The sequence below is a fragment of the Streptomyces sp. NPDC033216 genome, from assembly GCF_055577115.1.
Genome location: NZ_JBVIQK010000010.1, coordinates 168318 through 190193, shown reverse-complemented (window position 1 = coordinate 190193; position 21876 = coordinate 168318). Strand labels below are relative to the sequence as shown.

Genomic DNA, 21876 nt, shown 5'->3' with positions numbered 1-21876 from the left:
AGGGGCAGGGGGCCGGTGCCGTCACCCGTTCAGCCCAGCCGGGGGATCTCGATCGCCGGGCAACGGTCCATCACCATCTCCAGGCCGGCCGCCCGGGTGCGGGCGTAGGCCGGCTCGTCGACCACGCCGAGCTGGAACCACACCGCCTTCGCGTCCTTGACGACCGCCTCGTCCGCGACGGCTCCCGCGAGGTCGCTGTTCACGAAGACGTCCACCACGTCCACGTCGAAGGGGATGTCCGCGAGAGAGGCGTACCCCCGCTCCCCGTGCACGGTCTCCGCCTTCGGATGGACGGGAACGACCCGTTTGCCGAAGCGCTGGAGCACCTCGGCGACGCCGTACGCCGCCCGTCGCGGGTTCGTGGACAGCCCCACCACCGCCCAGGTGTCGCCCAGCTCGGTGAGAATCCTGCGGATCGTTGCCTCGTCGCCGTACACGGCGGCCTCCTCTGACGGACGGACATCACCGGACGCCCGACGGCGCCCATCCGCTCAACATCGGACGACGTGCACCGATTCCGCACCCGGGACTGCGGACGGCCCCGCGCCCGCCTACGCTCGGCCCCGTGCTGCGCATCATCGACGCCCGAACCGGCGAGCCCGTCGCCGCCGCCCCCGTCCGCCGTGGCCTGACCCGCGTCGAGGCCCGTGCCTCGGGGTACGGCACCGGCACGCTCCGCGTCCTCCTCGTCGCCGATCTCGTCGTCCGGGTGCTGGAACTCGGCGGGACGTCCGTCCTGCCCGTGCTGACCGGCGAACGCGAGCAGGCGGAGCTGCGGGCGGCCGCCACCACGCTCGGCGTCCGTCCCTTCGAGGACGGCCGGGGCCTCGCCGGCGGATTCGGCGAGGCCCAGGCCGTGCACGTGGCGGCGGAGGAGGAGGCCGCGGCGGCGGGGGAGGGCGTGTGGGTCCCGGTCGCGGCGGTGCGGCCGGAGGACCTGCCCTCCGCGCGCCCCGATCCCGCCGCCCTCCGCCTCGCCCTGCTCTGCCACCACCACCGCGCACCCGCCCCGCTCGGCACCACCGCGCTGCGCGAGGCCGAAGCCACCCTCGCCCGCTGGCGGCGGGCCGTCGCCGACTGGGCGCGGAGCCCGTCCCGCCCGGTCCCCGAGGAACTGCGCGAGCGGCTGCGGACCGCCTGGGAGGACGATCTGGACCTGCCCGCGGTGCTCAGCGTGCTGCGCTCGGTGGAGGAGGCCGGGCCGCGGCTCCCGGACGGCGCCCGCTTCGAGACGTACGCCTACGCCGACCGTCTCCTCGGCCTCGAGCTCACCCGTGACGTGGGAGCCCCGAGGTGAGCGCCGGCACCGCGGCCGGGCCGCCGCGCCGGCTCGTCGTCCTGCGGCACGCAAAGTCGGCCTGGCCGCAGAGCGTGCCCGACCACGAGCGGCCGCTCGCCCCCCGCGGCCTGCGCGACGCCCCGGCCGCCGGGCGCGCGCTGGCCGACGCCGACTGCCTGCCGGACCTCGCCCTGTGCTCCACCGCTGTACGTGCCCGCCGGACCTGGGAACTGGCCTCGGCCCAGTGGGGCACCCCGCCGCCGGTCCGGTACGAGGCGCGCCTGTACGCCGCCGCCGCACCCGAGCTGCTGGCCGTGGCCCGCGAGACGCCCGCCGACGTCCGCACCCTGCTGCTGGTCGGACACAATCCCGGCCTCCAGGAACTCGTCCTGGCACTGGCCGGGGACGCCCTCGACGACGCCCTGGACCCGGTCCGCGTGAAGTTCCCGACCTCCGCTGTCGCCGTCCTGGCCCGGCACGCCCCCACCTGGGCCGACCTGACCCCGGGGTCGGCCCTGCTGACCTGGACGGCCGTGCCGAGGGGGCGCAAGGACGGCCGCTGAGGCGGCGTCGAGGACGGCATAGGCTGGCCCGATGCCGGACGAGTACCGCACCGTCGCCCACCGGGGCGTCCACGAGACCGAGGTCAACCGCTCCCGTTTCCTGTGCGCGCTCGCCCCGGCGGCCACCGAACAGGAGGCCCAGGCGTTCGTGGCGGCCGTCCGCAGGGAGCACGCCGACGCCAGCCACAACTGCTGGGCGTACGTCATCGGGGCCGACGCCCGCGTCCAGAAGGCCGGCGACGACGGTGAACCCGGCGGTACCGCAGGCGTCCCGATGCTCCAGATGCTGCTGCGCCGCGACATGCGGTACGTCGTCGCCGTCGTCACCCGCTACTACGGCGGCGTCAAGCTCGGTGCCGGCGGCCTCATCCGCGCCTACGGCGGCGCCGTCGGCGAGGCCCTGGACGTCGTCGGCACGACCACCCGCCGCCGCTTCCGGCTGGCCACGGTCACGGTCGACCACCAGCGGGCCGGCAAGGTGCAGAACGACCTGCGCTCCACCGGCCGCGAGGTCCGCGGCGTCCGCTACGGCGAGGCGGTCACGATCGAGATCGGCCTCCCGGACGCCGACGTGGACGCCTTCCGCGCCTGGCTCGCGGACGTGACGGCGGGCACGGCGGGGTTCGAGGTGGGCGGGGAGGCGTACGGGGACGCCTGACGGGGGTGGTGATCACCCTGTCCAGGGCGCCCTCCCCGCCTAGGCATCGCCACGAGGAGCGCGCGCGGATCCGCTCCACGAGGCGCGCTCCGCCGTTCCAGCCGGGCCGGCCGGTCTCCTGCCCGGCCGCCTCGAGCGCACCCTTCACCACGAGCGCCACTCCTGCCGCCGCGACGGCGTCGACCGGTTCCATGCCGTTCCCCCGCGCTCCCACCCGAACCCTGGGAGCGACGACTTCAGGGCGCGGGGTGGCAGTGCCGAGTGGTTCCTCTCACATGGACCGAAAGTCGCCGAAACGACCGCCCCGTCAACCGGGAATGATTGCGCGAAAAGCTACTTTTCTGACAAATGGGACTAGGGGAACCGGACTTACCGGAGTAACCGCCCGCGCTGTCGGACCCTGCCGTTACGCTCGGGGATCATGAGGCTCCTGCACACTTCCGACTGGCATCTGGGCCGGGCGTTCCACCGGGTGAACATGCTCGGTGCCCAGGCCGGGTTCATCGGCCACCTCGTGACCACCGTGCGTGAGCGCGAGGTCGACGCGGTGGTCGTGTCGGGAGACGTGTACGACCGGGCGGTCCCGCCGCTCGCCGCCGTCGAGCTGTTCGACGACGCCCTGCACCGCCTCGCCGACCTGGGCGTGCCCACGGTGATGATCTCCGGAAACCACGACTCCGCGCGGCGGCTCGGCGTGGGCGCCGGACTCATCGGGCGCGCGGGCGTCCATCTGCGGACCGACCCGGCCTCGGTCGGCACACCGGTGATCCTGCCGGACGCCTTCGGTGACGTCGCCTTCTACGGGCTGCCCTATCTCGAACCCGCCCTGGTGAAGGACGAGTTCAACGTCGAGAAAGCCGGACACGAGGCGGTGCTGGCCGCGGCCATGGACCGGGTCCGGACCGACCTCGCGGGCCGCCCGCGGGGCACCCGCTCGGTCGTCCTCGCGCACGCCTTCGTCACCGGCGGCCTGCCCAGCGAGAGCGAGCGGGACATCACCGTCGGTGGGGTCGCCTCCGTGCCCGCCGGGGTCTTCGACGGCGTCGACTATGTGGCACTCGGGCATCTGCACGGCTGCCAGACCCTCACCGAGCGCGTCCGCTACTCCGGCTCCCCGCTGCCGTACTCCTTCTCGGAGGCCGACCACCGCAAGACCATGTGGCTGATCGACCTCGACCCCGACGGAGGCGTCACCGCCGAGCGGATCGACTGTCCCGTCCCCCGCGCGCTGGCCCGGCTGCGCGGTACGCTGGCGGAACTGCTGGCCGACCCCCGGCTCGACCGGTACGAGCAGGCGTGGGTCGAGGCGACCCTCACCGACGCCGTGCGCCCGGCCGACCCGATGGCACGGCTCACCGAACGCTTCCCGCACACCCTCAGCCTTGTCTTCGCCCCCGAGCGCACCCCGGACGACCCGGACGTGTCCTACGCCCGGCGTCTCGCGGGCCGCAGCGACCAGGAGATCGCCGAGGACTTCGTGGCGCACGTGCGCGGCGCGGGCCCGGACGCGCGCGAGCAGGGCGTGCTGCGGGACGCCTTCGACGCGGTGCGCGCCGACGACACCGTGCGGGAGGTGGCGCGGTGAGACACTGGACGGCCCTGCGGAGGGCGTCGAGTCCGGCCGTCCCGGCCGCGGGTTCGCCCCACCCCGGCCACCTGCCCGTTCCGGCGGCGTCCGTCCGGGGCCCGCTGCCGGCTCGGGGACCTCGCCTCGACGACCACCGGGGGGAGGCCCGATGAGGCTGCACCGCCTCGACATCACCGCCTTCGGACCCTTCGGCGGCACGCAGAGGGTCGACTTCGACGAACTGTCCGCCGCCGGGCTCTTCCTCCTGCACGGGCCGACGGGCGCGGGCAAGACCTCCGTCCTGGACGCCGTGTGCTACGCGCTGTACGGATCCGTCCCCGGCGCCCGGCAGAGCGGTCAGGGCCTGACCCTGCGCAGCGACCACGCCGCCCCCGGCACCCGCACCGAGGTCACTCTCGAACTCACCGTCTCCGGACGGCGGTTGGAGGTCACCCGGCAGCCACCCTGGGAGCGCCGCAAGAAGCGCGGCACCGGCACCACCGTCGAGAAGGCGCAGACCTGGCTGCGCGAGCACGACGCCGTCACCGGGACCTGGAAGGACCTCAGCCGCTCCCACCAGGAGATCGGCGAGGAGATCACCCAGCTGCTCGGCATGAGCCGTGAGCAGTTCTGCCAGGTCGTGCTGCTGCCCCAGGGCGACTTCGCGCGGTTCCTGCGCGCCGACGCCGAAGCACGCGGCCGACTGCTCGGCCGGCTCTTCGACACCCAGCGCTTCGCCGAGGTCGAGAAGCGGCTCGCCGAGCGGCGGCGTACGGTCGAGGCGCGCGTGCGTGAGGGCGACACGGCACTCCTGGCCGACGCCCACCGCATGCAGCAGGCCGCCGGTGACGCCATGGAACTGCCCGAGCTGGCACCGGGCGAACCGGGCCTGGCCGAGGCCGTGCTGACCGCCGCGGCCGTGGCCCGCGTCACCGCGCGTGAGCAGCTCACGATCGCCGGGTGCGGTCGGCTCGCCGCCGAGTCCGCGCAGGCCGCCGCCGAGCGCGCGCTGGCCGACGTACGCGAACTCCACCGGTTGCAGCGGCGGTTCGCCGAGGCACGGGAGCGGGCCCGGCTGCTGGAGGAGCGGGCCGGGGCGCACCGTGAGGCGCAGGCGCGGATGGAGCGGGCGCGCAAGGCGGAGGCGGTGGCGCCGGCCCTGGAGTTGCGGGAAGCCGCCGACGCCGAGCACCGCGAGACCGCCGCCGCCGAGGCACGCGCGCGTGCGCTGCTGCCGGAGCGGTTCGCCGACGCCGGCGCGGCCGGGCTCGCCTCCGCCGCCCGCCGGGCCGCGGAGGAGCTGGGCGGGCTGGAGTCGGCCCGCCGCGGCGAGCGACGGCTGGCCGGTCTCCTCGCGGAGGGCGCCGACCTGGACCGGCAGGAGCGCGCCGACGAGGACGTCCTCGCGGAGACCGGGGCCTGGCTCGCCGACTGGGACGCCACCCGCGCCGCTCTCCAGGAGCGGGTCGAGTCCGCTCAGGAGGCCGCGACCCGCGCCGAACAGCTCGCCGTGCAACGCGAGCCCGCCCGGCGCCGGCTGACCGCCGCCCGGCTGCGCGACCGGCTCGCCCGCGACACCGACGACGCCCGGCGGCACGCCCTCGCCGCCGGTGAGCGGGCGCTCGCGGCCCGCACCCACTGGCTCGACCTCAAGGAACAACGGCTCAACGGCATCGCCGCCGAACTGGCCGCCACCTTGCGCGACGGCGAACCCTGCGCGGTCTGCGGCGCCACCGACCACCCCGACCCCGCCCGCAAGGTCGCCGGACACGTCGATCGCGAGGCGGAGGAACAGGCCCTCGCCGCCTCACAGCGCGCCGAGCGCGACCGCGCGGAGGCCGAGCGCGCCCTCGGTCTCCTCCGGGAGGACCTCGCCGCCGCCCGCGCCGAGGCCGGCGACACCCCCACCGACCAGCTCGTCTCCGAAGCGGACGAGTTGGAGCGCACCTACACTGCGGCCCGCCGGGACGCCTCCGCGCTGCACCCCGCGCGCGAGGAGCTGCGCCGGGCCGAGCAGGAGCACGAGCGCCGCACGGCCGCCCAGCGGGAGGCCGCCGTCAGAGCCGCCTCGCGGGTCGGCCACCGCGAGCGGCTGGAGCGCGAGCGGGCAGCGCTGGAGGAGGAGTTGGCCGAAGCCCGGGGCGGCGCACCCAGCGTGTCCGCGCGCGCCGAGCAGCTGGAGCGGCAGGCCGCCCGGCTCACCGGCGCGGCCGACGCCGCCCGCGCCGCCGAGGAGAGCGCCGACCGCCTCAAGGCGGCCGACGGACGCGTCGACGAGGCCGCCTTCCGGGCCGGCTTCGACACCCCGCGGGCCGCCGCCGACGCCCTCCTGGACGGGGCCGCCCACCGCGAGCTGCAACGCCGCCTGGACGCCTGGCAGTTCGAGGAGGCCGCCGTACGGGCCGTCCTCGCCGAGGCCGACACCGTGGCCGCCGCCCAGCGGCCCGCCGTCGACCTCACAGCGGCCGGACAGGAGGCCGACCGGGCCGCCGAACGGCTGCGCAGGGCCGCCTCCGCCGAGGACGCGGCCGCCCGGCGCTGCGCCGAACTCGACCGGCTCTCCGCACAAGCGGCCGACGCCGTACGGCGGCTCGGGCCGCTGCGCGAGGAGTACGACCGGGTGGCCCGCATGGCCGGACTCACCGCGGGCACCTCGGCGGACAACGAGCGCAAGATGCGCCTGGAGGCGTACGTCCTGGCCGCCCGCCTGGAACAGGTCGCCGCCGCCGCGACCGTCCGCCTTCAGCGCATGTCGTCCGGGCGGTACACCCTCGTGCACTCCGACGACCGGGCCGGGCGCGGCCGCAGCGGGCTCGGGCTGCACGTGGTCGACGCCTGGACGGGACGCGAACGGGACACGGCCACCCTGTCCGGCGGCGAGACCTTCTTCGCCTCCCTGGCCCTCGCCCTCGGCCTCGCCGACGTCGTCACGGACGAGGCGGGCGGGGTCCGGCTGGACACCCTCTTCATCGACGAGGGGTTCGGCAGCCTCGACGACCAGACCCTGGACGAGGTCCTCGACGTCCTCGACTCCCTGCGCGAACGCGACCGCAGTGTGGGCATCGTCAGCCATGTCGCCGATCTGCGGCGGCGCATCCACGCACAGTTGGAGATCGTGAAGGGACGATCCGGGTCGGTGGTGCGGCAGCGGGGTCAGTGACCGAGCGGGCGGCGGGGCAGGGGCGAGGAGTAGACGACGCTGGTCGTCACCGACCCCAGGGAGCCGATCTTGCCCGTCAGCTCCTCCAGATGTCGCATGGAGCGGGCGGCGACCTTGATGACGAAGCAGTCGTCGCCCGTGACGTGGTGCGCCTCCAGGATCTCGGGCGTGACGGCCACCAGGTCGTGGAACGGCTTGTAGTTGCCGTTGGGGTAGCGCAGCCGCACGAACGCGAGGATCGACAACCCCAGCCGCTCGGGGTCCACCACCGCCGCGTACCCCTGGATGACGCCCGCCTCCTCCAGCCGCCGCACGCGCTCGGTGACCGCGCTCGCGGACATCGACACGGCCCGCGCCAGGTCGGCGTAACTGGCCCGGCCCTCGTGCTGGAGGACCTCGAGAATGCGCCAGTCGGTGGCGTCCGGGGAATACACGGTCATTGCCGAGGAATACCAGGGGAATCCCCGGCCCGGCAAGGTCCATGCCGGGGAACGGCACTTCATCGGGACGAATCCCCGACCGTAGTTTTGTGGTCATCGCCACCGCACGGAGAGGTCCCCGCATGACCGCCACGACCACCATCACCGCCACGGCCGCCACCAACGGTGTCCTGCGGTTCGCCCCCGCCGCCCCGGCCGCCGCCGCCGCCTACTTCCACGCCTCCCTCGTCTTCCACGCCGACGTCTCCGACGTGGCCGCCGCGCTCGAGGCCGGCGGTGACCCCGGCTTCGTCCTCCTGGATTCCCGCTCCACCGACTCCTGGGACCAAGGGCACATCCCCGGAGCCGTGCACCTGCCGACCGCGCTCATCGCCGAGCAGGCCGCACAGCTCCTCGACAAGAACGTGCCCGTGGTGACGTACTGCTGGGGCCCGGGCTGCAACGGCGCCACTCGTGCGGCCCTCGCGCTCGCCGAACTCGGCTACCAGGTCAAGGAGATGCTCGGCGGCTTCGAGTACTGGGCGCGCGAGGGCTTTCCGTTCGAGACCTGGCAGGGGCGCGGACGGCGCGACGCCGACCCGCTCACCTCGCCGGTGGGAACGGCGGAATGCGGCTGCTGACAGACGGGAGGGGCGCCGGCCGGACGCGGACCGCGCGGCCCTGCCGGCAAGGGTCCCTGGGCGGCGCGACCGCCCCGGTCCGACCGCGACTGCCTGAGGGCAACGCGACTGCCGGCGGGCTGCGCAGCGGCGCGCCCTGCTCGCCGGGGACCGGGCGCGGACCGCGCGGCCCTCGGCCATGGTCCGTGGGGGACACGACCGGCCCCGTCCGACCGCGACGGCCCGTCCGCACGACGGGCCGCCCCGCCCGTGCGGCCACCCGCCCCCTGCGCGTCATTCCGCGGCCCGGAGCCCCGCCAGTACGGACCAGCGCGTGGGCCGCCCGACGCGCGGCGGCGGGTGCGGTCGGGCGTCGCGGCTGCGGTTCCCGTGTGTCAGAGCCGGGCCAGTTCGTCCACCAGGTCGTCCAGGCCCAGCGAACCCTGCGACAGGGCCGCCATGTGCCACGACTTGAGGTCGAAGGCGTCGCCGTGGCGCTCGCGGGCCCGCTCCCGGCCCAGCAGCCAGGCGCGTTCGCCGAGCTTGTAGCCGATCGCCTGGCCGGGGATGCTCAGATAGCGGGTCAGCTCGCTCGCCACGTAGTCTCCCGGGCGGCTGCTGTGCGCATTGAAGAACTCCTCGGCCAGTTCCGGAGTCCAGCGCTCGCCCGGACGGTACGGGGAGTCGGCCGGGATCTCCAGTTCCGCGTGCATGCCGATGTCGATGATGACGCGCACGGCACGCAGCATCTGCGCGTCCAGATAGCCGAGCCGCTGCTCGGCGTCCGTGAGGAAGCCCAGCTCGTCCATCAGGCGTTCCGCGTACAGCGCCCAGCCTTCGACGTTGGCGCTGACCCCGCCCACGGTGGCCTGGTAGCGGGACAGGTCCTTGGCCACATAGGTCCACTGGGCCAGCTGGAGGTGATGGCCTGGCACACCCTCGTGGTACCAGGTGGAGACGAGGTCGTAGACGGGGAAGCGGGTCAGGCCCATCGTCGGCAGCCAGGTGCGGCCGGGGCGGGAGAAGTCCTCCGAGGGGGGTGTGTAGTACGGGGCCGCGGCGCCACCGGGCGGCGCGACGCACGACTCGACCTTGCGTACCGGCTCGGCGAGTTCGAAGTGGGTGCCGTCCAGCGCGTCGACCGCCTGGTCCATCAGACCCTGGAGCCAGTCGCGGACCGCGTCGACGCCGTCGATGTGCTTGCCGTGCTCGTCGAGGTGCGCGAGGGCCACCCATGGCGTGGCGGCGCCCGGCAGGATCTTCTCCGCCTCCCGCCGCATCTCGGCGAGGATCCGGTGGTACTCGGCCCAGCCGTAGGCGTACGCCTCGTCGAGGTCGAGGTCGGTGCCGTTGTAGTAGCGCGACCAGCGGGCGTATCGCTCCCGTCCGACGGTGTCCGGCGCGCCGTCCACGGCCGGCACGTACACGTCCCGCATCCAGTCCCGCAGTTCGGCGAGGGCGGCGTTCGCGGTCCGGGCCGCCTCGTCCAGTTCGGGGCGCAGCGCCTCGGGGCCGGCGGAGACGAAGTCCTCGAACCAGCCGCGGCCCGAGCCGTCGGTGTCCGTCCACTGGGCGAGCTGTCCGACGAAGGTGACGGCCGGGCGGGGAGGACCGTACAGCTTGCGTTCCAGGCCGAGCGCCAGGGACTCCCGGTAGCCCGCGAGCGCCGTCGGCACCGCGCGCAGCCGCTCGGCGATCGCCGCCCAGTCCGCGTCGGTCTCCGTGGGCGTCACGGTGAACACCTCGCGCACCTGATGGGCCGGCGAGGTCAGGTTGCTGACCTCGCGCAGGCCCTCGTCGGCGTCGTGGACGGCGAGTTGGGCGGTCAGGCGCTCGCGCAGCAGACGTGCGCACCGGCGCTCGATGTCACTGTCCGCGCCGGGCGCGCGTTCCGCCGCGGACAGCTTGGCGAGGGTGTCGCGTGCCAGTTGTGCGCGCGCCTCCTGGCCCGCCGGCGAGAAGTCGGGCAGACGGCTCGAACTCTCCCGCACGCCGAGGAAGGTGCCGGTCACCGGGTCGAGGGAGATGAGGTCGTCGACGTAGGCGTCGGCGATCGCACGGGGCAGCGGGCTGTTGGTCTGTGACATGGGCACCATCCTCGTACGCGGCGGTGCCGCACGTCACGGCGTTTGTCCCGAAGTCGTCGGCGGCAGCAGCGGTCCGCAGTCCCACTGCTGGAAGATGAGCCGCGTCTCCACCCGGGCCACCTCCCGGCGTGCCGTGAACTCGTCCAGGACGAGCCGCTGGAGGTCGGCCATGTCCGCGACGGCGACGTGGACGAGGTAGTCGTCGGGCCCGGTGAGGTGGAAGACGGTGAGGGCCTCCGGCAGCCCTCGGATGCGGTCCACGAACGGCCCCACCAGTTCCCGCCGGTGCGGCCTCACCTGCACGGACAGGAGCGCTTGCAGTCCCCGCCCCAGCCTGGCCGGATCGAGCCGCAGCCGGTTGCCGAGGATCACGCCGGAGCGGCGCAGCCGTGTCACCCGGTCCAGGCACGTCGACGGCGCGAGGCCGACCTGTGCGGCGAGGTCGCGGTAGGTCGTCCGGGCGTCGTTCTGGAGCAGCCGCAGCAGCTGGAGGTCCACCGGGTCGAGTACGACGGATTCGGCCATCGGCCGAACGTAGCACGGCCTCCGCCCCGGTGAACCCGCCCGTTGTTCACCCTGCCGTGCATGGACTCAGCCTCAGCGAGCACACACGCGTACCCGGGTTCCGCGGGCACGCACGCGTACGACGACGTACGCCTGTCCGGAGCGCCCCGCGCACTGGCCACCGAGGCCGTGCACGCCGGGCGGGACGACCTGGCCCGGCAGGGCCTGCACGCCCCGCCGATCGACCTGTCCACCACCTATCCCTCCTACGACAGCCGGGCCGAGGCCGCCCGCATCGACGCGTTCGCGGCCACCGGCGCCGAACCGGAGGGTCCCCCGGTCTACGGCCGGCTCGGCAATCCGACCGTCGCCCGCTTCGAGACGGCGCTGGCCCGGCTCGAGGGCACGGAGAGCGCCGTCGCGTTCGCCAGCGGCATGGCCGCGCTGAGCGCGGTGCTCCTGGCCCGTGCTTCCGTGGGGCTGCGGCACGTGGTCGCGGTCCGTCCGTTGTACGGGTGCAGCGACCACCTGCTGACCGCCGGGCTGCTGGGCTCGGAGGTCACCTGGACCGACCCGGCCGGGATCGCGGACGCGCTGCGACCGGACACCGGTCTGGTCATGGTCGAGTCGCCCGCGAACCCGACCCTCGCCGAGGTGGATCTGCGGGCGGTCGCGCACTCCTGCGGCTCGGTGCCGCTGCTCGCCGACAACACCTTCGCCACGCCGGTGCTGCAACGCCCCGCCGAGCAGGGCGTGCGGCTGGTGCTGCACAGCGCCACGAAGTACCTCGGCGGTCACGGGGACGTTCTGGCGGGCGTGGTGGCCTGCGACGAGGAGTTCGCCGGACGGCTGCGGCAGATACGTTTCGCCACGGGCGGGGTGCTGCACCCGCTGGCCGGTTACCTGCTGCTGAGGGGCCTGTCGACACTTCCGGTCCGGGTGCGCGCGGCCTCCGCGACGGCCGCCGAACTGGCCCGCAGGCTGGCCGCCGACCCGCGCGTGGCCCGCGTGCACTATCCGCGGATCGGCGGCGCGATGGTCGCCTTCGAGGTGCACGGCGACCCGCACGAGGTGATCGCCGGCGTGCGCCTGATCACCCCGGCCGTGAGTCTCGGCAGCGTCGACACGCTCATCCAGCACCCGGCGTCCATCAGCCACCGCATCGTGGACGCCGAGGAGCGCAGGGGCGCCGGGGTGAGCGACCGGCTGCTGCGGATGTCGGTGGGCCTGGAGGACCTCGACGACCTGTGGGCGGATCTGGACGGGGCGCTGACCGGTGCCGCGGTCCGGGCCGGCTGACCGTCCGGCTCGCCCGCGACAGCCCGACGGGCCCGGCGACACTCGAGTCGCCGGGCCCGTCGGGGGGCCTCCGCACGGCCGCCGAGGTTCCGCGCAGGGTGTCCGGCTCGGACGAGGTTCCGCGCAGGGTGTCCGGCTCGGACGAGGTTCCGCGCAGGGTGTCCGGCTCGGACGGAGCTCCCCGCAAGGGCGTCAGGATCAGTCGCGGACGATCCGGTCCCCGTGCCACCCGTACCCCTGCCCGGCACCGGCGGCGGCCGTGTCCAGGCGGGCGGTGATGACGAGCGTGCCCTCCTCGATCTGGTAGTCGAGCGGGAGGCCGAGGCCGCGCATGGCGGCGACCATGCCGGTGTTGGAGGCCTGCGTCACCGCGTACACGCTCTCGCAGCCCGCCTCGACGGCCATCGCGACCAGCCGGCCGAGCAGTTCCGCCCCGATGCCGCGCCGCTGCCACCGGTCCTCGACGAGCAGCGCGACCTCCGTCTCGTCGCCGTCCCACAGCAGATGGCCGAGGCCGACGATGCGCCCCGACGGGGTCTGCACGGCGAGGGTACGGCCGAAGCGCGGGCTGAGCAGGTGGTTGAGGTAGCGGTCGGCGTCGCCGACCGGCCCGTGGTAGCGCAAGCCGAGCGTGCGCGGCGAGCAACGCTCGTGCATCGCCTTCGCCGCCTCCAGGTCACCGGGGTCGGCCCGGCGCACGGTGATGGCCTCGCCCTCGGGCAGCGTCAGCACGTCCTGGCCCGATGGGACGCGCGGACCCAGCCGGGCGTCCAGTTCCACCAGGGCCCGCGCCCGCGCGAACTCGGTGGGGGTGAACGGCAGGTAAGGCCGCTCCACGGTGATCACTCCGCCTTCCGGCGCCCGCAGACGCATCACGGTGTCCTCCAGGACCCCCTCCACCGGCACGCCCTCCGGTCCGCGTCCCCCGCGCACCGCGGCGGGCAGTGAGCGGATCGTGCAGCGACCCAGCAACTGGCGAAGCGTCAGCGGGAGTTCGGCGGCGTCCAGTGCGGTCCGGGTGGCCAGGCCCAGGACCCGGGTCGGGGCGTCGACCAGGTCGTGGGCGTCGGCGCGCTCGATCCAGGTGCCGGAGCCGCCCGCCAGCGCCGCGGCCCGGCTGATCCCGGCCGCCGCGAGCGAACCGGGCGCCCGCAGCAGGAACTCGTCCACGGTGTCCTCACCCAGCGGGTGCGTCTGGAGGCTCAGGATGTCGACGCGGTGCTCCGCCAGCGCCGTGCACAGCGCGGCCAGCGATCCCGGAGCGTCCTTCACCGTCGTCCGCATCCGCCACAGGGTGCTCTCCCCGGCGGCGCCGTCGGGGAGTCCGGACGGCCCGGCCTGCGCCTCGGGGGAGGGCGGCCGGGCATCGGTATCGCCGCTGGGCGGCGCGTGGCCGTGGCGGCGTGCCCACCAGACGTGGAACCCGGCCGTCGCGATCAGGGCGGCGGCGGAGATCGCCAGCAGTCGTGGACCGTGGGGGCCGTGGCCCACGAGGTCGGCGACCACGTCGGCCACCGCGACCGCCGTGAACAGGGCCGCGAGCTCCACGACGTCCCGCCGCCAGTGGTGCACCGGGCGGCCGTGCTTCGCCCGCGTCGGATCAGACATGTCTCGATTCATGCCGCCACTGTGAAGGAACGGTGTTGCGCGGTCGCGAACGGTTTGTGACCGCTGGGTAAAGGATGCATTTGTCCTTTTTGTTAAATCTTCTACGTCCTCAGGGCGCGCTCCGTCCGAACGCGCCGCGCACCGGGAGATGACGCCGGTGCGCGGAGCGCCCCTCAGGATAAGGGAGTTCGGGCCTGGGGGATCACTGACCGACCCGGCCCGGCTGGAGCACCTTGGTGAACAGCACGGTGCCGTCCTGCTCGCGCAACCGCACGGTCAGTTCTCCGCTCTCGCCGTCGATGTCGACCTCGCCGAAGAACTGGTAGCCGTCGGCCGGGGAGACGTTGGCGGTGGTGGGGGCCTTGACGAAGACACGGTCCGGACCGAAGGTGCCGTCCAGTGTGTTCGCCGGGAAGGCGCCCGCGTTGAGCGGGCCGGAGACGAACTCCCAGAACGGCGCGAAGTCCTTGAACGCGGCCCGTGAGGGGTCGTAGTGGTGGGCCGAGGTGTGGTGGACGTCGGCCGTCAGCCACACCGTGCCGGTGATCCGGCGGTGCTTGACGAACCGCAGCAGTTCGGCGATCTGGAGCTCACGGCCGAGCGGCCTCCCCGGATCGCCCTGGGCGACCGCCTCGAAGTTCGGCCCGCCGTCGGTGGCGTCGGGGACGACCAGGCCGAGCGGCATGTCGGAGGCGATCACCTTCCACACCGCCCGGGAGCGGGACAGCTCCCGCTTGAGCCACTCCAACTGCTCCGCGCCGAGGATGCCCTGGGCGTCGGAGTCCTGGTCGTCGGGGGAGTTGGCGTTCCGGTAGGTGCGCATGTCCAGGACGAACACGTCCAGCAGCGGGCCGTGGTGCTGCACCCGGTGGACACGGCCACCGGGGCGGCGCAGTGTGGAGGTCGGGAAGTACTCGGAGAACGCCCGCCGGGCGCGGGCGGCCAGCACGTCGACGCGCTTCTCGGCGTACCGCGCGTCGGCGAGGATCTCGCCCGGGTACCAGTTGTTGGTGACCTCGTGGTCGTCCCACTGGACGATGGAGGGCACGCGCGCGTTGAACGCCCGCAGGTTCTCGTCCAGCAGGTTGTAGCGGAAGTTGCCGCGGAACTCCGCGAGAGTCTCGGCGACCTTCGTCTTCTCCTCGGTGGTGACGTTCCGCCACGTCCGCCCGTCGGGCAGTGCCACGGTCTCGCCGATCGGGCCGTCGGCGTAGATGTTGTCCCCGCTGCACAGGAAGAAGTCCGGGTCCAGCGCGGCCATCGCGTCGTAGATCCGGTAACCGCCCAGCTCCGGGTTGATGCCCCAGCCCTGGCCCGCCAGGTCACCGGACCAGACGAACCGCACGCCGTCGCGCCGCCGCGGGGAGACGGTCCGGAAGCTGCCGGTCACCGGCTCGCCGGTACGGCGCGGGTCCTCCGGGTCGGCCAGCAGCACGCGGTAGTGGATCTCCTGGCCGGGCGGCAGCCCGTGCAGCCGGGTCGTGCCGGTGAAGTCCGTCCCGGCACCGAGCACTGGCCCGCGCCAGCGGCGCGTGTTGCGGAACGACTCCGTCGCCGACGTCTCGACGATCATCCGCGCCGGCCGGTCGGCACGCACCCACACCAGTCCGGAGTCCGTGGCGACGTCCCCGGTCTGCACACCCCACCCCGCCCGGGGGCGACCCGACAGGGCGAGGGCGGGCGCCGCGCCGAGGCCGACGGGCAGGGTCAGGGCGGCGGACGCGGCGAGCGAGCCGCGCAGGACGCTGCGGCGCCCGGGGAGCGGACGGTGGGACATGGGTGAGCCTCCTGGTGCGGGGACCTGCGGGGTGTGCACGGCCACACCTACTGGCATGCCGCGGCGCGCACGCGAACCAGGGGTGAACAACTGGTCGCGGCGGGTGGCAGGCCTCCGCCGTCGTCCCGCCCGGCCCTCCGTCGCCCCGCCCCGAGCTCACCCCGCGCCGGCCAGCAGACGTACTCCCTCCCGGATCCGCGCCGGTGACAGATGCGCGTACCCGAGGACCAGGCGCACCTCGGGCCCGGTGACGGTGCCCGCGTGGGCGTACCGCGAGAGAGGGCGTACGGCCACGCCCGCCGCCCCCGCCCGTTCCACGAACGCCGTCTCGGGGCCGTAGCGGCCCGGCAGCGCCGCGATGACGTGGAGGCCGGCGGCGATACCGGTCACGCGGGTGCCGGGGAAGTGCTCCGCGAGAGCCGCAACGAGGGCGTCCCGCCGGTCGCGGTAGGCGCGCTGGCAGCGGCGCAACTGCCGGTCGTAGTCGCCGCGCTCCACGAAGCGGGCGAACAGCGCCTGGTCGAGGGCCGGATGACCCAGGTCTAGGGTCCGCTTGCGTTCGACGACCTCGTCCGCCAGCGCCTCGGGCACGAGCAGCCAGCCGAGTCGCAGCCCCGGCGCGAGGGACTTGCTGACCGACCCCGTGTACGCCACCCGCTCCGGGTCCAGGCCCTGCAACGCGCCCACGGGAGCACGGTCGTAGCGGAAGTCGCCGTCGTAGTCGTCCTCCAGCACGAAGCCGTCCACGGCCCGCGCCCAGTCGAGCAGGCGGGTGCGCCGCCGCGGCGAGTAGGCGATACCCGTCGGGAACTGGTGGGCCGGCGTCGTCACGACGGACCGTACGCCCGACGCCTCCAGCGGCCCCAGGACGAGCCCCTCGGAGTCGAGGGGGACGGGTACGGCGGTGACGCCCGCCGCCGCGTACAGGGCGCTGTGCTGCGGACTGCCGGGGTCCTCCACGCCCACGGCGTCGATGCCGCGCGCGTGGAGCACCAGCCCCAGCAGAGCCGTCGCCTGCGCCACGCCGGAAACGACCACGAGCCGCTCGGGATCGGCCACCACACCGCGCCGCCGGGCGAGCAGTCCGGCCAGCGCGGTGCGCAGCCGGGGCAGCCCGCGCGGGTCGGGATAGCCGAGTTCGTGGTGGGGCAGCTCGGCCAGCACCCCGCGCTGCGCGGCGGCCCACGCGGCGCGCGGGAACAGCGACAGGTCCGGCGTACCCGCCACGAAGTCGGCCCGTGTGCCGGGCGTGCGCGGCGCGAGGTCACGCGCGCGGGGCGGCGCGGCGCGCACGGCACCGCCCACCCAGGTCCCGGCGCCGCGTCCGCTGCGCAGATACCCCTCGGCCGTCAACTGCTCGTACGCCTCGGTGATCAGCCCGCGCGAGACACCGAGGTCGGCCGCGAGGTCGCGGCTCGACGGCAGCCGGGTGCCCTGCGCGAGGCGCCCCGAGCGGACCGCCTCGCGCAGGGCCGCCTGGAGGGTGCGGCCACGTGCGCGCGGCGGCGCGGAGACGGCGGGCAGCAGCACCTCCCACGCGACGGAGGCGGCATCGCCGCCCTGATTGGTCCCCGATGAGGTCATGGAAGTGGACCTTAAACCGGGCCGCCACGCTTCCTAGCGTCACCGTCATGAACGTCACCACCCCGCGCGGCTCCCTTCTCGCGGCGCTCGCCTGTGTCCTCGTCGGAGCGTCCTTCACCGCCAACAGCGTCCTGGGCGCTTACCCGTACGTGGGCGGTCAGGCCCTGCGCTACGGCCTCGCGTGCCTGCTGCTCGTGCCCCTCGCCGGTGCGGGCGCCCTGCCTCGCCTGCGCGCGCTCACCTCGCGCCAGTGGGCCCGCCTCGCCCTGCTCGCGGCCGTCGGCATGGTCGGGTTCAACCTGGCCGTCCTGGCCGCCGAACGTTCGGCCGAGCCGGCGGTCCCCGGCGTCCTGGTGGGTTGCGCGCCCGTCGTCGTCGCGGTTCTCGTGCCGCTCCTGGCGGGACGCCGTCCCCGCCGCACGGTCCTGCACGGCGCGTCGCTGGTCGCGGTCGGCGCGTTCACCGTGCAGGGCTGGGGCCGGACGGACGGCGCGGGTCTCGCCTACTCGGTGTGCGCCCTGGGCGGCGAGGTCGGCTTCGCGGTGCTGGCCGTCCCCGTGCTGCGGCCCCTGGGCCCGCGGCTGCTGTCGGCCACGGTGTGCGGACTGGCCGCCGTCGAGTCGGCGGCCGTGGGACTGGTCCTCGACGGCGGCGGATGGCTGCGGCGGCCGGACGCCGGCGAGACGGCCGCGCTGCTGTGGCAGGCGGTCGTCGTCACCGTCGTCGGATTCGTCTGCTGGTACATGGGCATGCAGCGGATCGGGGCGGAGCGTGCCACGCTGTTCTCCGGTCTCATCCCCGTCGCCGCCGCCTGCACCGCGCCGCTCGTCGGAGCGGGCTCCTACGGCCCCGCGCAGGCCGTCGGCAGCGTCCTCGTCGGGGCCGGGGTCGCCCTCGGTGCGGGGGTGTCGAACCGCTCTGGAGACGTCTCAGCGGCTGCCGTCGAGCAGCACGCGGGCGACGAGCGCCGGGTCGTCGTTCATCGGGCAGTGACCGCAGCCGGGCAGCCGTACCAGACGGGCCCGGGGGATGATCCGCTTGGCGCGGACGCCCTGGCGGCGCACCAGCAGCATGTCGCGGGTGCCCCAGGCGACCGTGACCGGGACGCCGGGGACGTCGTCGGTGAACTGGACGGCCGCACCGGACCGCAGGGTCTGGTCGAACCCGGTGGCCCCGGCCAGCGCCAGCGTCTCGGCGACCACGGCCTCGGGTGAGCGGCGGGCCGGGCGCGCGTAGATGGTGCTGGTGAGGGCGGTCCGACCGGCCGCCGACCGCGACAGCCGCTCCACCAGCGGCAGCGGCATCCGCCGCGCGATCTGTCGCATCGTCAGCAGCACGCCGAAGGCGTAGCGCCGCTCGGCCTGCGACCAGAACCCGGCCGGGGACAGGGCGGTGACGGACCGTACGCGCTTCTCCCGGCCCAGTTCCAGGGCCAGCAGACCGCCCAGCGAGTTGCCCGCGACGTGGGGACGGTCCAGTCCCATGGCCTCGCAGAAGGCGGAGAACACCGCGGTCGTCGTGGGCAGGTCGTAGGCGAGTCCGTCGGGCAGGGACGGGGACGCGCCGAAGCCGGGCAGGTCCACCGTGATCACGTCGCGCTCGGTGGCCAGGATGTCCACCACGGGGTCCCAGGCCTGCCGGTGATGTCCGATGCCGTGCAGCAGGAGCAGTGGCTCGCCACGTCCCACGCGCGCGTAGGAGACGGTGACGGGCCGCGGCCCACCGGGGGTCGGGACCGGGAAGGAGGCGGTGGCGGACATGGGGGTGCTCCTCGTCTGAACAGGCGGACGCGGTACGGGCCGACGGCGGCGGGGCGGGCCGGCGGCAGGGTCGGGTAGACAGCCTGTCAGCAATTGCTACCGACGGGTAGTCCCCGGTGGGTGCGCCGTCTGGACGGGGCCTCGGGCCCCGGGACGGGGTGAGCGCAGACACCGTGATGGACGTCTTCGAGGAGCAACGCTCCTTCCTGCTGGGCGTCGCCTACCGCATGCGCTGGTCCGCCGCCGACCGCGGCGGGGTCCGTGAACCCCGCGCCTGCCTGGTCCGCGTCGTCAGCCGCCCCGCCCTGGACCGCCTGTCCCGCATCAGGGCCCGCGACGAGGCCTACGCCGGCCCATGGCTGCCCGAGCCCCACGTCACCGACTTCGGCGGCACCGTCCAGGACACCGCCGACCGCGCCGTCCTCGCCGACTCCGCTCCGAGGCGGTCCCGCCGCTCTCCTCCGGTCCGGGGGGCGCACCGGTCGCTGTCTTTCCAGCCCGACGTCGCCGACGGCCGTGTCCAGGCCGTCTACGTCGTCCGCAACCCCGCCAGGCTGCGGGCACCGACCGCGTAGATCCTTCCCGGCACCCCGGCACCCCCGGCCCGGCACCCCGGCTCCCGTCCACGACACGACGGGGGCCTGGCGTGATGTCACGGGGACAGTCGAGCTCGCACGCTCCGTGAACCCTTCGCCGCCGGAGACCTTGGCTCCGCCGTGGTTCGAGGATTGGTCTTGACCAAGGGTGGGGGCCGTCCTATGGTCGCAGAGAAGTGCAACAACCTTTAATAAACAAGGGCGCGAAAACGCCGCCGTACCACGGCGATTGCGGAGGACAGGGTGGGGACCACGCAACTGGAATCGGTACCGGAACCGAAGTACTGGCATCTGAGGACCGTGCTCAGCGAGGCACTGGACTCGGAGTTCACCGTGGGCGAGATCCTGCCCAACGAGCGGGACCTGGCCGCACGCTTCGGCGTCGCCCGCGCCACGCTCCGGCAGGCCCTGGAACAGCTCGAACTGGAGGGGCGGCTCCAGCGCCGCCGCGGCGTGGGCACGACCGTCGCGCCGCCCCGGGTCGGCGTCGACGTCGGCACGGAGCAGCAGGCATGGCCGGGCGCGTCCGACGACGCCTGGCAGCCCGTCGACTGCGCGGTCGCGGCCCCGCCCCCGGCTGTCGCCGACGCGCTGGGCACCGACCGCGACGAGGCCGTGCACATCGTGCGCCGCTCGCGGGTCTCCCACGGTCAGCCCGTCGCCGCGGAACTGCTCTACGTGCCGCGGTCGTCGGTGCCCGCGTTGGCCGCGATCGACACCCCGTCCGGTGCCGCACGCGCGCGTGCGGTGCTGCGCGAACTCCAGCGCCTGGCGCTGGAGGGCGAGGACCGCGCGGTGGAACTGGGCTCGGCCCGCGCGGACGACGCGAAGGAACTCGACCGGCTCCCCGGCGCGCCCGTCCTCGTCGTCACCACGCGCTTCTTCACCGAGGGCCGCACCGCGGCACTCTCCCTGGCCACGTACCGGGCGGACACCTGCCGCCTGACCTTCGGCGCGTCGGGCGGCGTCGAGATCCACCACGGCCCGCAACGGCAGGCGTCCTGACCGCCGGGTGACCGCACGGCGGGCCCCTGAACGGCCCGCACACGGCCCACCCGACCGCACAGCCGGCGCGCCCCGCGAGGACCACCGCGGGGCGCGCCGCGTTCCTCGGGCGGCCACCTCGGAGAGCCAGGGCTCCAGGTAGGTGTCGCCGCGGAACGCGGCTCACGCCCGCCCCGTCACGGTGCCCTCCACCGCGAAAAGCTGCTCCTCGACGTGGTCGAGGGCCAGCCGCAGGGCTCCGGTCGCCACGGCCGCCTCGCCGAGGAGGGACAGGGCCACCTTCGGCGGACGCAGACAGTAGCGCGCCAACTCCTTGCGCAGCGGCTCCAGTACGCCGTCCAGACCCGCCGCCCAGCCCCCCACCACGACCAGCTCCGGGTCGAGGGCCAGCACCAGCGCGGCCACGTCGTGGACGAGCCGCTGGATGAAGCGGTCGACGGCGGCCCGAGCCCGCTGATCACCCTTGCGGGCCTGCGTGAACACCTCGGCGACCGCCTGCTCGTCCAGCGGATGCAGTGGTTCGTCCGTCGTGGACAGCAGCGTCTCCGGCGTCACCCCGCGCCCCAGCAGGTGCAGCGCGCCGATCTCCCCGGCCGCCCCGCCGTACCCGCGGTGCAGCCGCCCGCCGATCAGCGAACCCGCCCCCGGACTCAGCCCGGCCAGCACGAACACGATGTCGTCGGATTCGGTGGCGGAGCCCTTCCAGTGCTCGGCCACGGCCGCGGCGTTGGCGTCGTTCTCCACCAGCACCGGGCACTTGAACGAACGGCTGAGCCGCTCGCCCAGCCGAAACCCCGTCCACTCGGGCAGGGCGGTGCCCAGCCGTACGGTCCCGTCCGCCTCCACGATGCCGGGCGTCCCCACGCCGACGGCCCGCAGGGAGCTGCGCGGGACCCCCGCCCGCCGCAGCAGCTCGGCGACGGCGGTCCGCAGCCGTTCCAGCCGCTCGTCGGCCGGCGCCCTCTCGTCGACGTCCTTCGCCTGCGCGCCCAGCACCCGCCCGTCCAGGTCGGCCAGCAGCACGGCCACCCGGTGCGCCCCGATCTCCAGGCCCAGCAGATGACCGGCCTCCGCCCGGAACCGGAACCGGCGTGCCGGGCGCCCCTGCCGCCGGGCGGCCCCTTCCTCGGCGGCCTTCTCGACGACGAGACCGGCCCCTATCAGGTCCTCGACGACCCCCTCGACGGTCGGCCGGGACAGCCCCGTCACCCGCGTGATCTCCGTGAGCGTCGCGCAGTCGGCGGCACGCAGCGCGTGCAACACCACCGCGGAATTGATCCTTCGCAACAGCGAGGGATCCCCGCCGGTCAGCCGCCCCAACGTCCGTCCTCCCAGCTCGTGCGCGTGTGGGGCGGATGGTACTCGGCGCGACGCGCCCCGGCGAGTGCGG

17 protein-coding genes and 2 pseudogenes are annotated in these 21876 nt (G+C 74.6%); 10 read left to right on the top strand and 9 right to left on the bottom strand.

The features are described 5' to 3' along the window. Positions 1–29: 29 nt before the first annotated feature. Complete coding sequence (locus tag ACZ5Y0_RS20420) at positions 30–437, bottom strand: CoA-binding protein (protein ID WP_469130080.1); 408 nt, start codon at positions 435–437, stop codon at positions 30–32. Positions 438–565: 128 nt separating this feature from the next. On the opposite strand from ACZ5Y0_RS20420, the gene ACZ5Y0_RS20415 reads away from it, so the two are divergent. The 5 genes from ACZ5Y0_RS20415 (at position 566) to ACZ5Y0_RS20395 (ending at position 7227) form a co-directional block, all read left to right on the top strand. Further along, on the top strand, positions 566–1297 hold the full coding sequence (locus ACZ5Y0_RS20415; RefSeq protein WP_469130079.1) for a hypothetical protein: 732 nt from the start codon (positions 566–568) through the stop codon (positions 1295–1297). Further along, positions 1294–1842 (top strand): SixA phosphatase family protein, encoded by a 549-nt coding sequence (locus ACZ5Y0_RS20410; RefSeq protein ID WP_469130078.1) that lies wholly within the window; start codon positions 1294–1296, stop codon positions 1840–1842. The genes ACZ5Y0_RS20415 and ACZ5Y0_RS20410 overlap by 4 nt, the downstream gene beginning before the upstream one ends. Before the next feature lie 31 nt (positions 1843–1873). Beyond that, complete coding sequence (locus ACZ5Y0_RS20405; RefSeq protein ID WP_469130077.1) at positions 1874–2500, top strand: YigZ family protein; 627 nt, start codon at positions 1874–1876, stop codon at positions 2498–2500. A 421-nt stretch (positions 2501–2921) separates the two neighbouring features. Next, complete coding sequence (locus ACZ5Y0_RS20400; protein WP_469130076.1) at positions 2922–4085, top strand: exonuclease SbcCD subunit D; 1164 nt, start codon at positions 2922–2924, stop codon at positions 4083–4085. 151 nt (positions 4086–4236) lie between these two features. Beyond that, the gene (locus ACZ5Y0_RS20395) at positions 4237–7227 is read left to right on the top strand and encodes an AAA family ATPase (RefSeq protein WP_469130075.1); all 2991 of its coding nucleotides are present in this window, start codon (positions 4237–4239) and stop codon (positions 7225–7227) included. On the opposite strand, the gene ACZ5Y0_RS20390 is transcribed toward ACZ5Y0_RS20395, so the two are convergent. Continuing rightward, positions 7221–7667, bottom strand: a complete 447-nt coding sequence (locus ACZ5Y0_RS20390; protein ID WP_469130074.1) for an Lrp/AsnC family transcriptional regulator — start codon at positions 7665–7667, stop codon at positions 7221–7223. The two genes, ACZ5Y0_RS20395 and ACZ5Y0_RS20390, sit on opposite strands and share 7 nt — an antisense overlap. A gap of 122 nt (positions 7668–7789) precedes the next feature. Here ACZ5Y0_RS20390 and ACZ5Y0_RS20385 point away from each other — a divergent pair, with 122 nt between their 5' ends. Next, entirely contained in the window at positions 7790–8287 is a 498-nt protein-coding gene (locus ACZ5Y0_RS20385) for a rhodanese-like domain-containing protein (RefSeq protein ID WP_469130073.1), read from the top strand. 374 nt (positions 8288–8661) lie between these two features. Here the strand turns inward: ACZ5Y0_RS20385 and ACZ5Y0_RS20380 are convergent, their stop codons facing one another. Continuing rightward, positions 8662–10353 (bottom strand): DUF885 domain-containing protein, encoded by a 1692-nt coding sequence (locus tag ACZ5Y0_RS20380; RefSeq protein ID WP_469130072.1) that lies wholly within the window; start codon positions 10351–10353, stop codon positions 8662–8664. A gap of 33 nt (positions 10354–10386) precedes the next feature. After that, entirely contained in the window at positions 10387–10878 is a 492-nt protein-coding gene (locus ACZ5Y0_RS20375) for an Lrp/AsnC family transcriptional regulator (RefSeq protein ID WP_469130071.1), read from the bottom strand. Positions 10879–10938: 60 nt separating this feature from the next. Between ACZ5Y0_RS20375 and ACZ5Y0_RS20370 the strand changes: the two genes are divergently transcribed. Beyond that, positions 10939–12156 carry a trans-sulfuration enzyme family protein gene (locus ACZ5Y0_RS20370; RefSeq protein ID WP_469130070.1) on the top strand — a complete coding sequence of 406 codons (1218 nt, stop codon included), beginning with the start codon at positions 10939–10941 and terminating at the stop codon, positions 12154–12156. A 198-nt stretch (positions 12157–12354) separates the two neighbouring features. Here the strand turns inward: ACZ5Y0_RS20370 and ACZ5Y0_RS20365 are convergent, their stop codons facing one another. The 3 genes from ACZ5Y0_RS20365 to pdxR all read right to left on the bottom strand — a co-directional run bounded on the left by ACZ5Y0_RS20365 (position 12355) and on the right by pdxR (position 17125). Further along, complete coding sequence (locus ACZ5Y0_RS20365; RefSeq protein ID WP_469130156.1) at positions 12355–13728, bottom strand: GNAT family N-acetyltransferase; 1374 nt, start codon at positions 13726–13728, stop codon at positions 12355–12357. Between the two features lie 238 nt (positions 13729–13966). After that, positions 13967–15541, bottom strand: coding sequence for an alkaline phosphatase D family protein (locus tag ACZ5Y0_RS20360; RefSeq protein WP_469130069.1), 1575 nt, complete (start codon positions 15539–15541; stop codon positions 13967–13969). Positions 15542–15697: 156 nt separating this feature from the next. After that, positions 15698–17125, bottom strand: coding sequence for a MocR-like pyridoxine biosynthesis transcription factor PdxR (gene pdxR, locus ACZ5Y0_RS20355; protein WP_469130068.1), 1428 nt, complete (start codon positions 17123–17125; stop codon positions 15698–15700). On the opposite strand from pdxR, the pseudogene ACZ5Y0_RS20350 reads away from it, so the two are divergent. After that, positions 17116–17961 (top strand): annotated as a pseudogene (locus tag ACZ5Y0_RS20350) (EamA family transporter); the annotation flags it as partial. The gene pdxR and the pseudogene ACZ5Y0_RS20350 overlap by 10 nt on opposite strands. 93 nt (positions 17962–18054) lie before the next feature. On the opposite strand, the gene ACZ5Y0_RS20345 reads toward ACZ5Y0_RS20350, so the two are convergent. After that, positions 18055–18885, bottom strand: coding sequence for an alpha/beta fold hydrolase (locus tag ACZ5Y0_RS20345; RefSeq protein WP_469130067.1), 831 nt, complete (start codon positions 18883–18885; stop codon positions 18055–18057). Positions 18886–19043: 158 nt separating this feature from the next. On the opposite strand from ACZ5Y0_RS20345, the pseudogene ACZ5Y0_RS20340 reads away from it, so the two are divergent. Together ACZ5Y0_RS20340 and ACZ5Y0_RS20335 are read left to right on the top strand one after the other, a co-directional pair. Then, positions 19044–19319 (top strand): annotated as a pseudogene (locus ACZ5Y0_RS20340) (RNA polymerase subunit sigma-24); the annotation flags it as partial. 405 nt (positions 19320–19724) lie between these two features. Beyond that, a complete protein-coding gene (locus tag ACZ5Y0_RS20335; RefSeq protein ID WP_469130066.1) occupies positions 19725–20486 on the top strand; it encodes a GntR family transcriptional regulator in 762 nt (253 codons plus the stop codon). A 162-nt stretch (positions 20487–20648) separates the two neighbouring features. Here the strand turns inward: ACZ5Y0_RS20335 and ACZ5Y0_RS20330 are convergent, their stop codons facing one another. Then, positions 20649–21806: an ROK family transcriptional regulator gene (locus tag ACZ5Y0_RS20330; protein ID WP_469130065.1), complete on the bottom strand. Its 1158-nt coding sequence runs from the start codon at positions 21804–21806 to the stop codon at positions 20649–20651. Between the last annotated feature and the right edge of the window lie 70 nt (positions 21807–21876).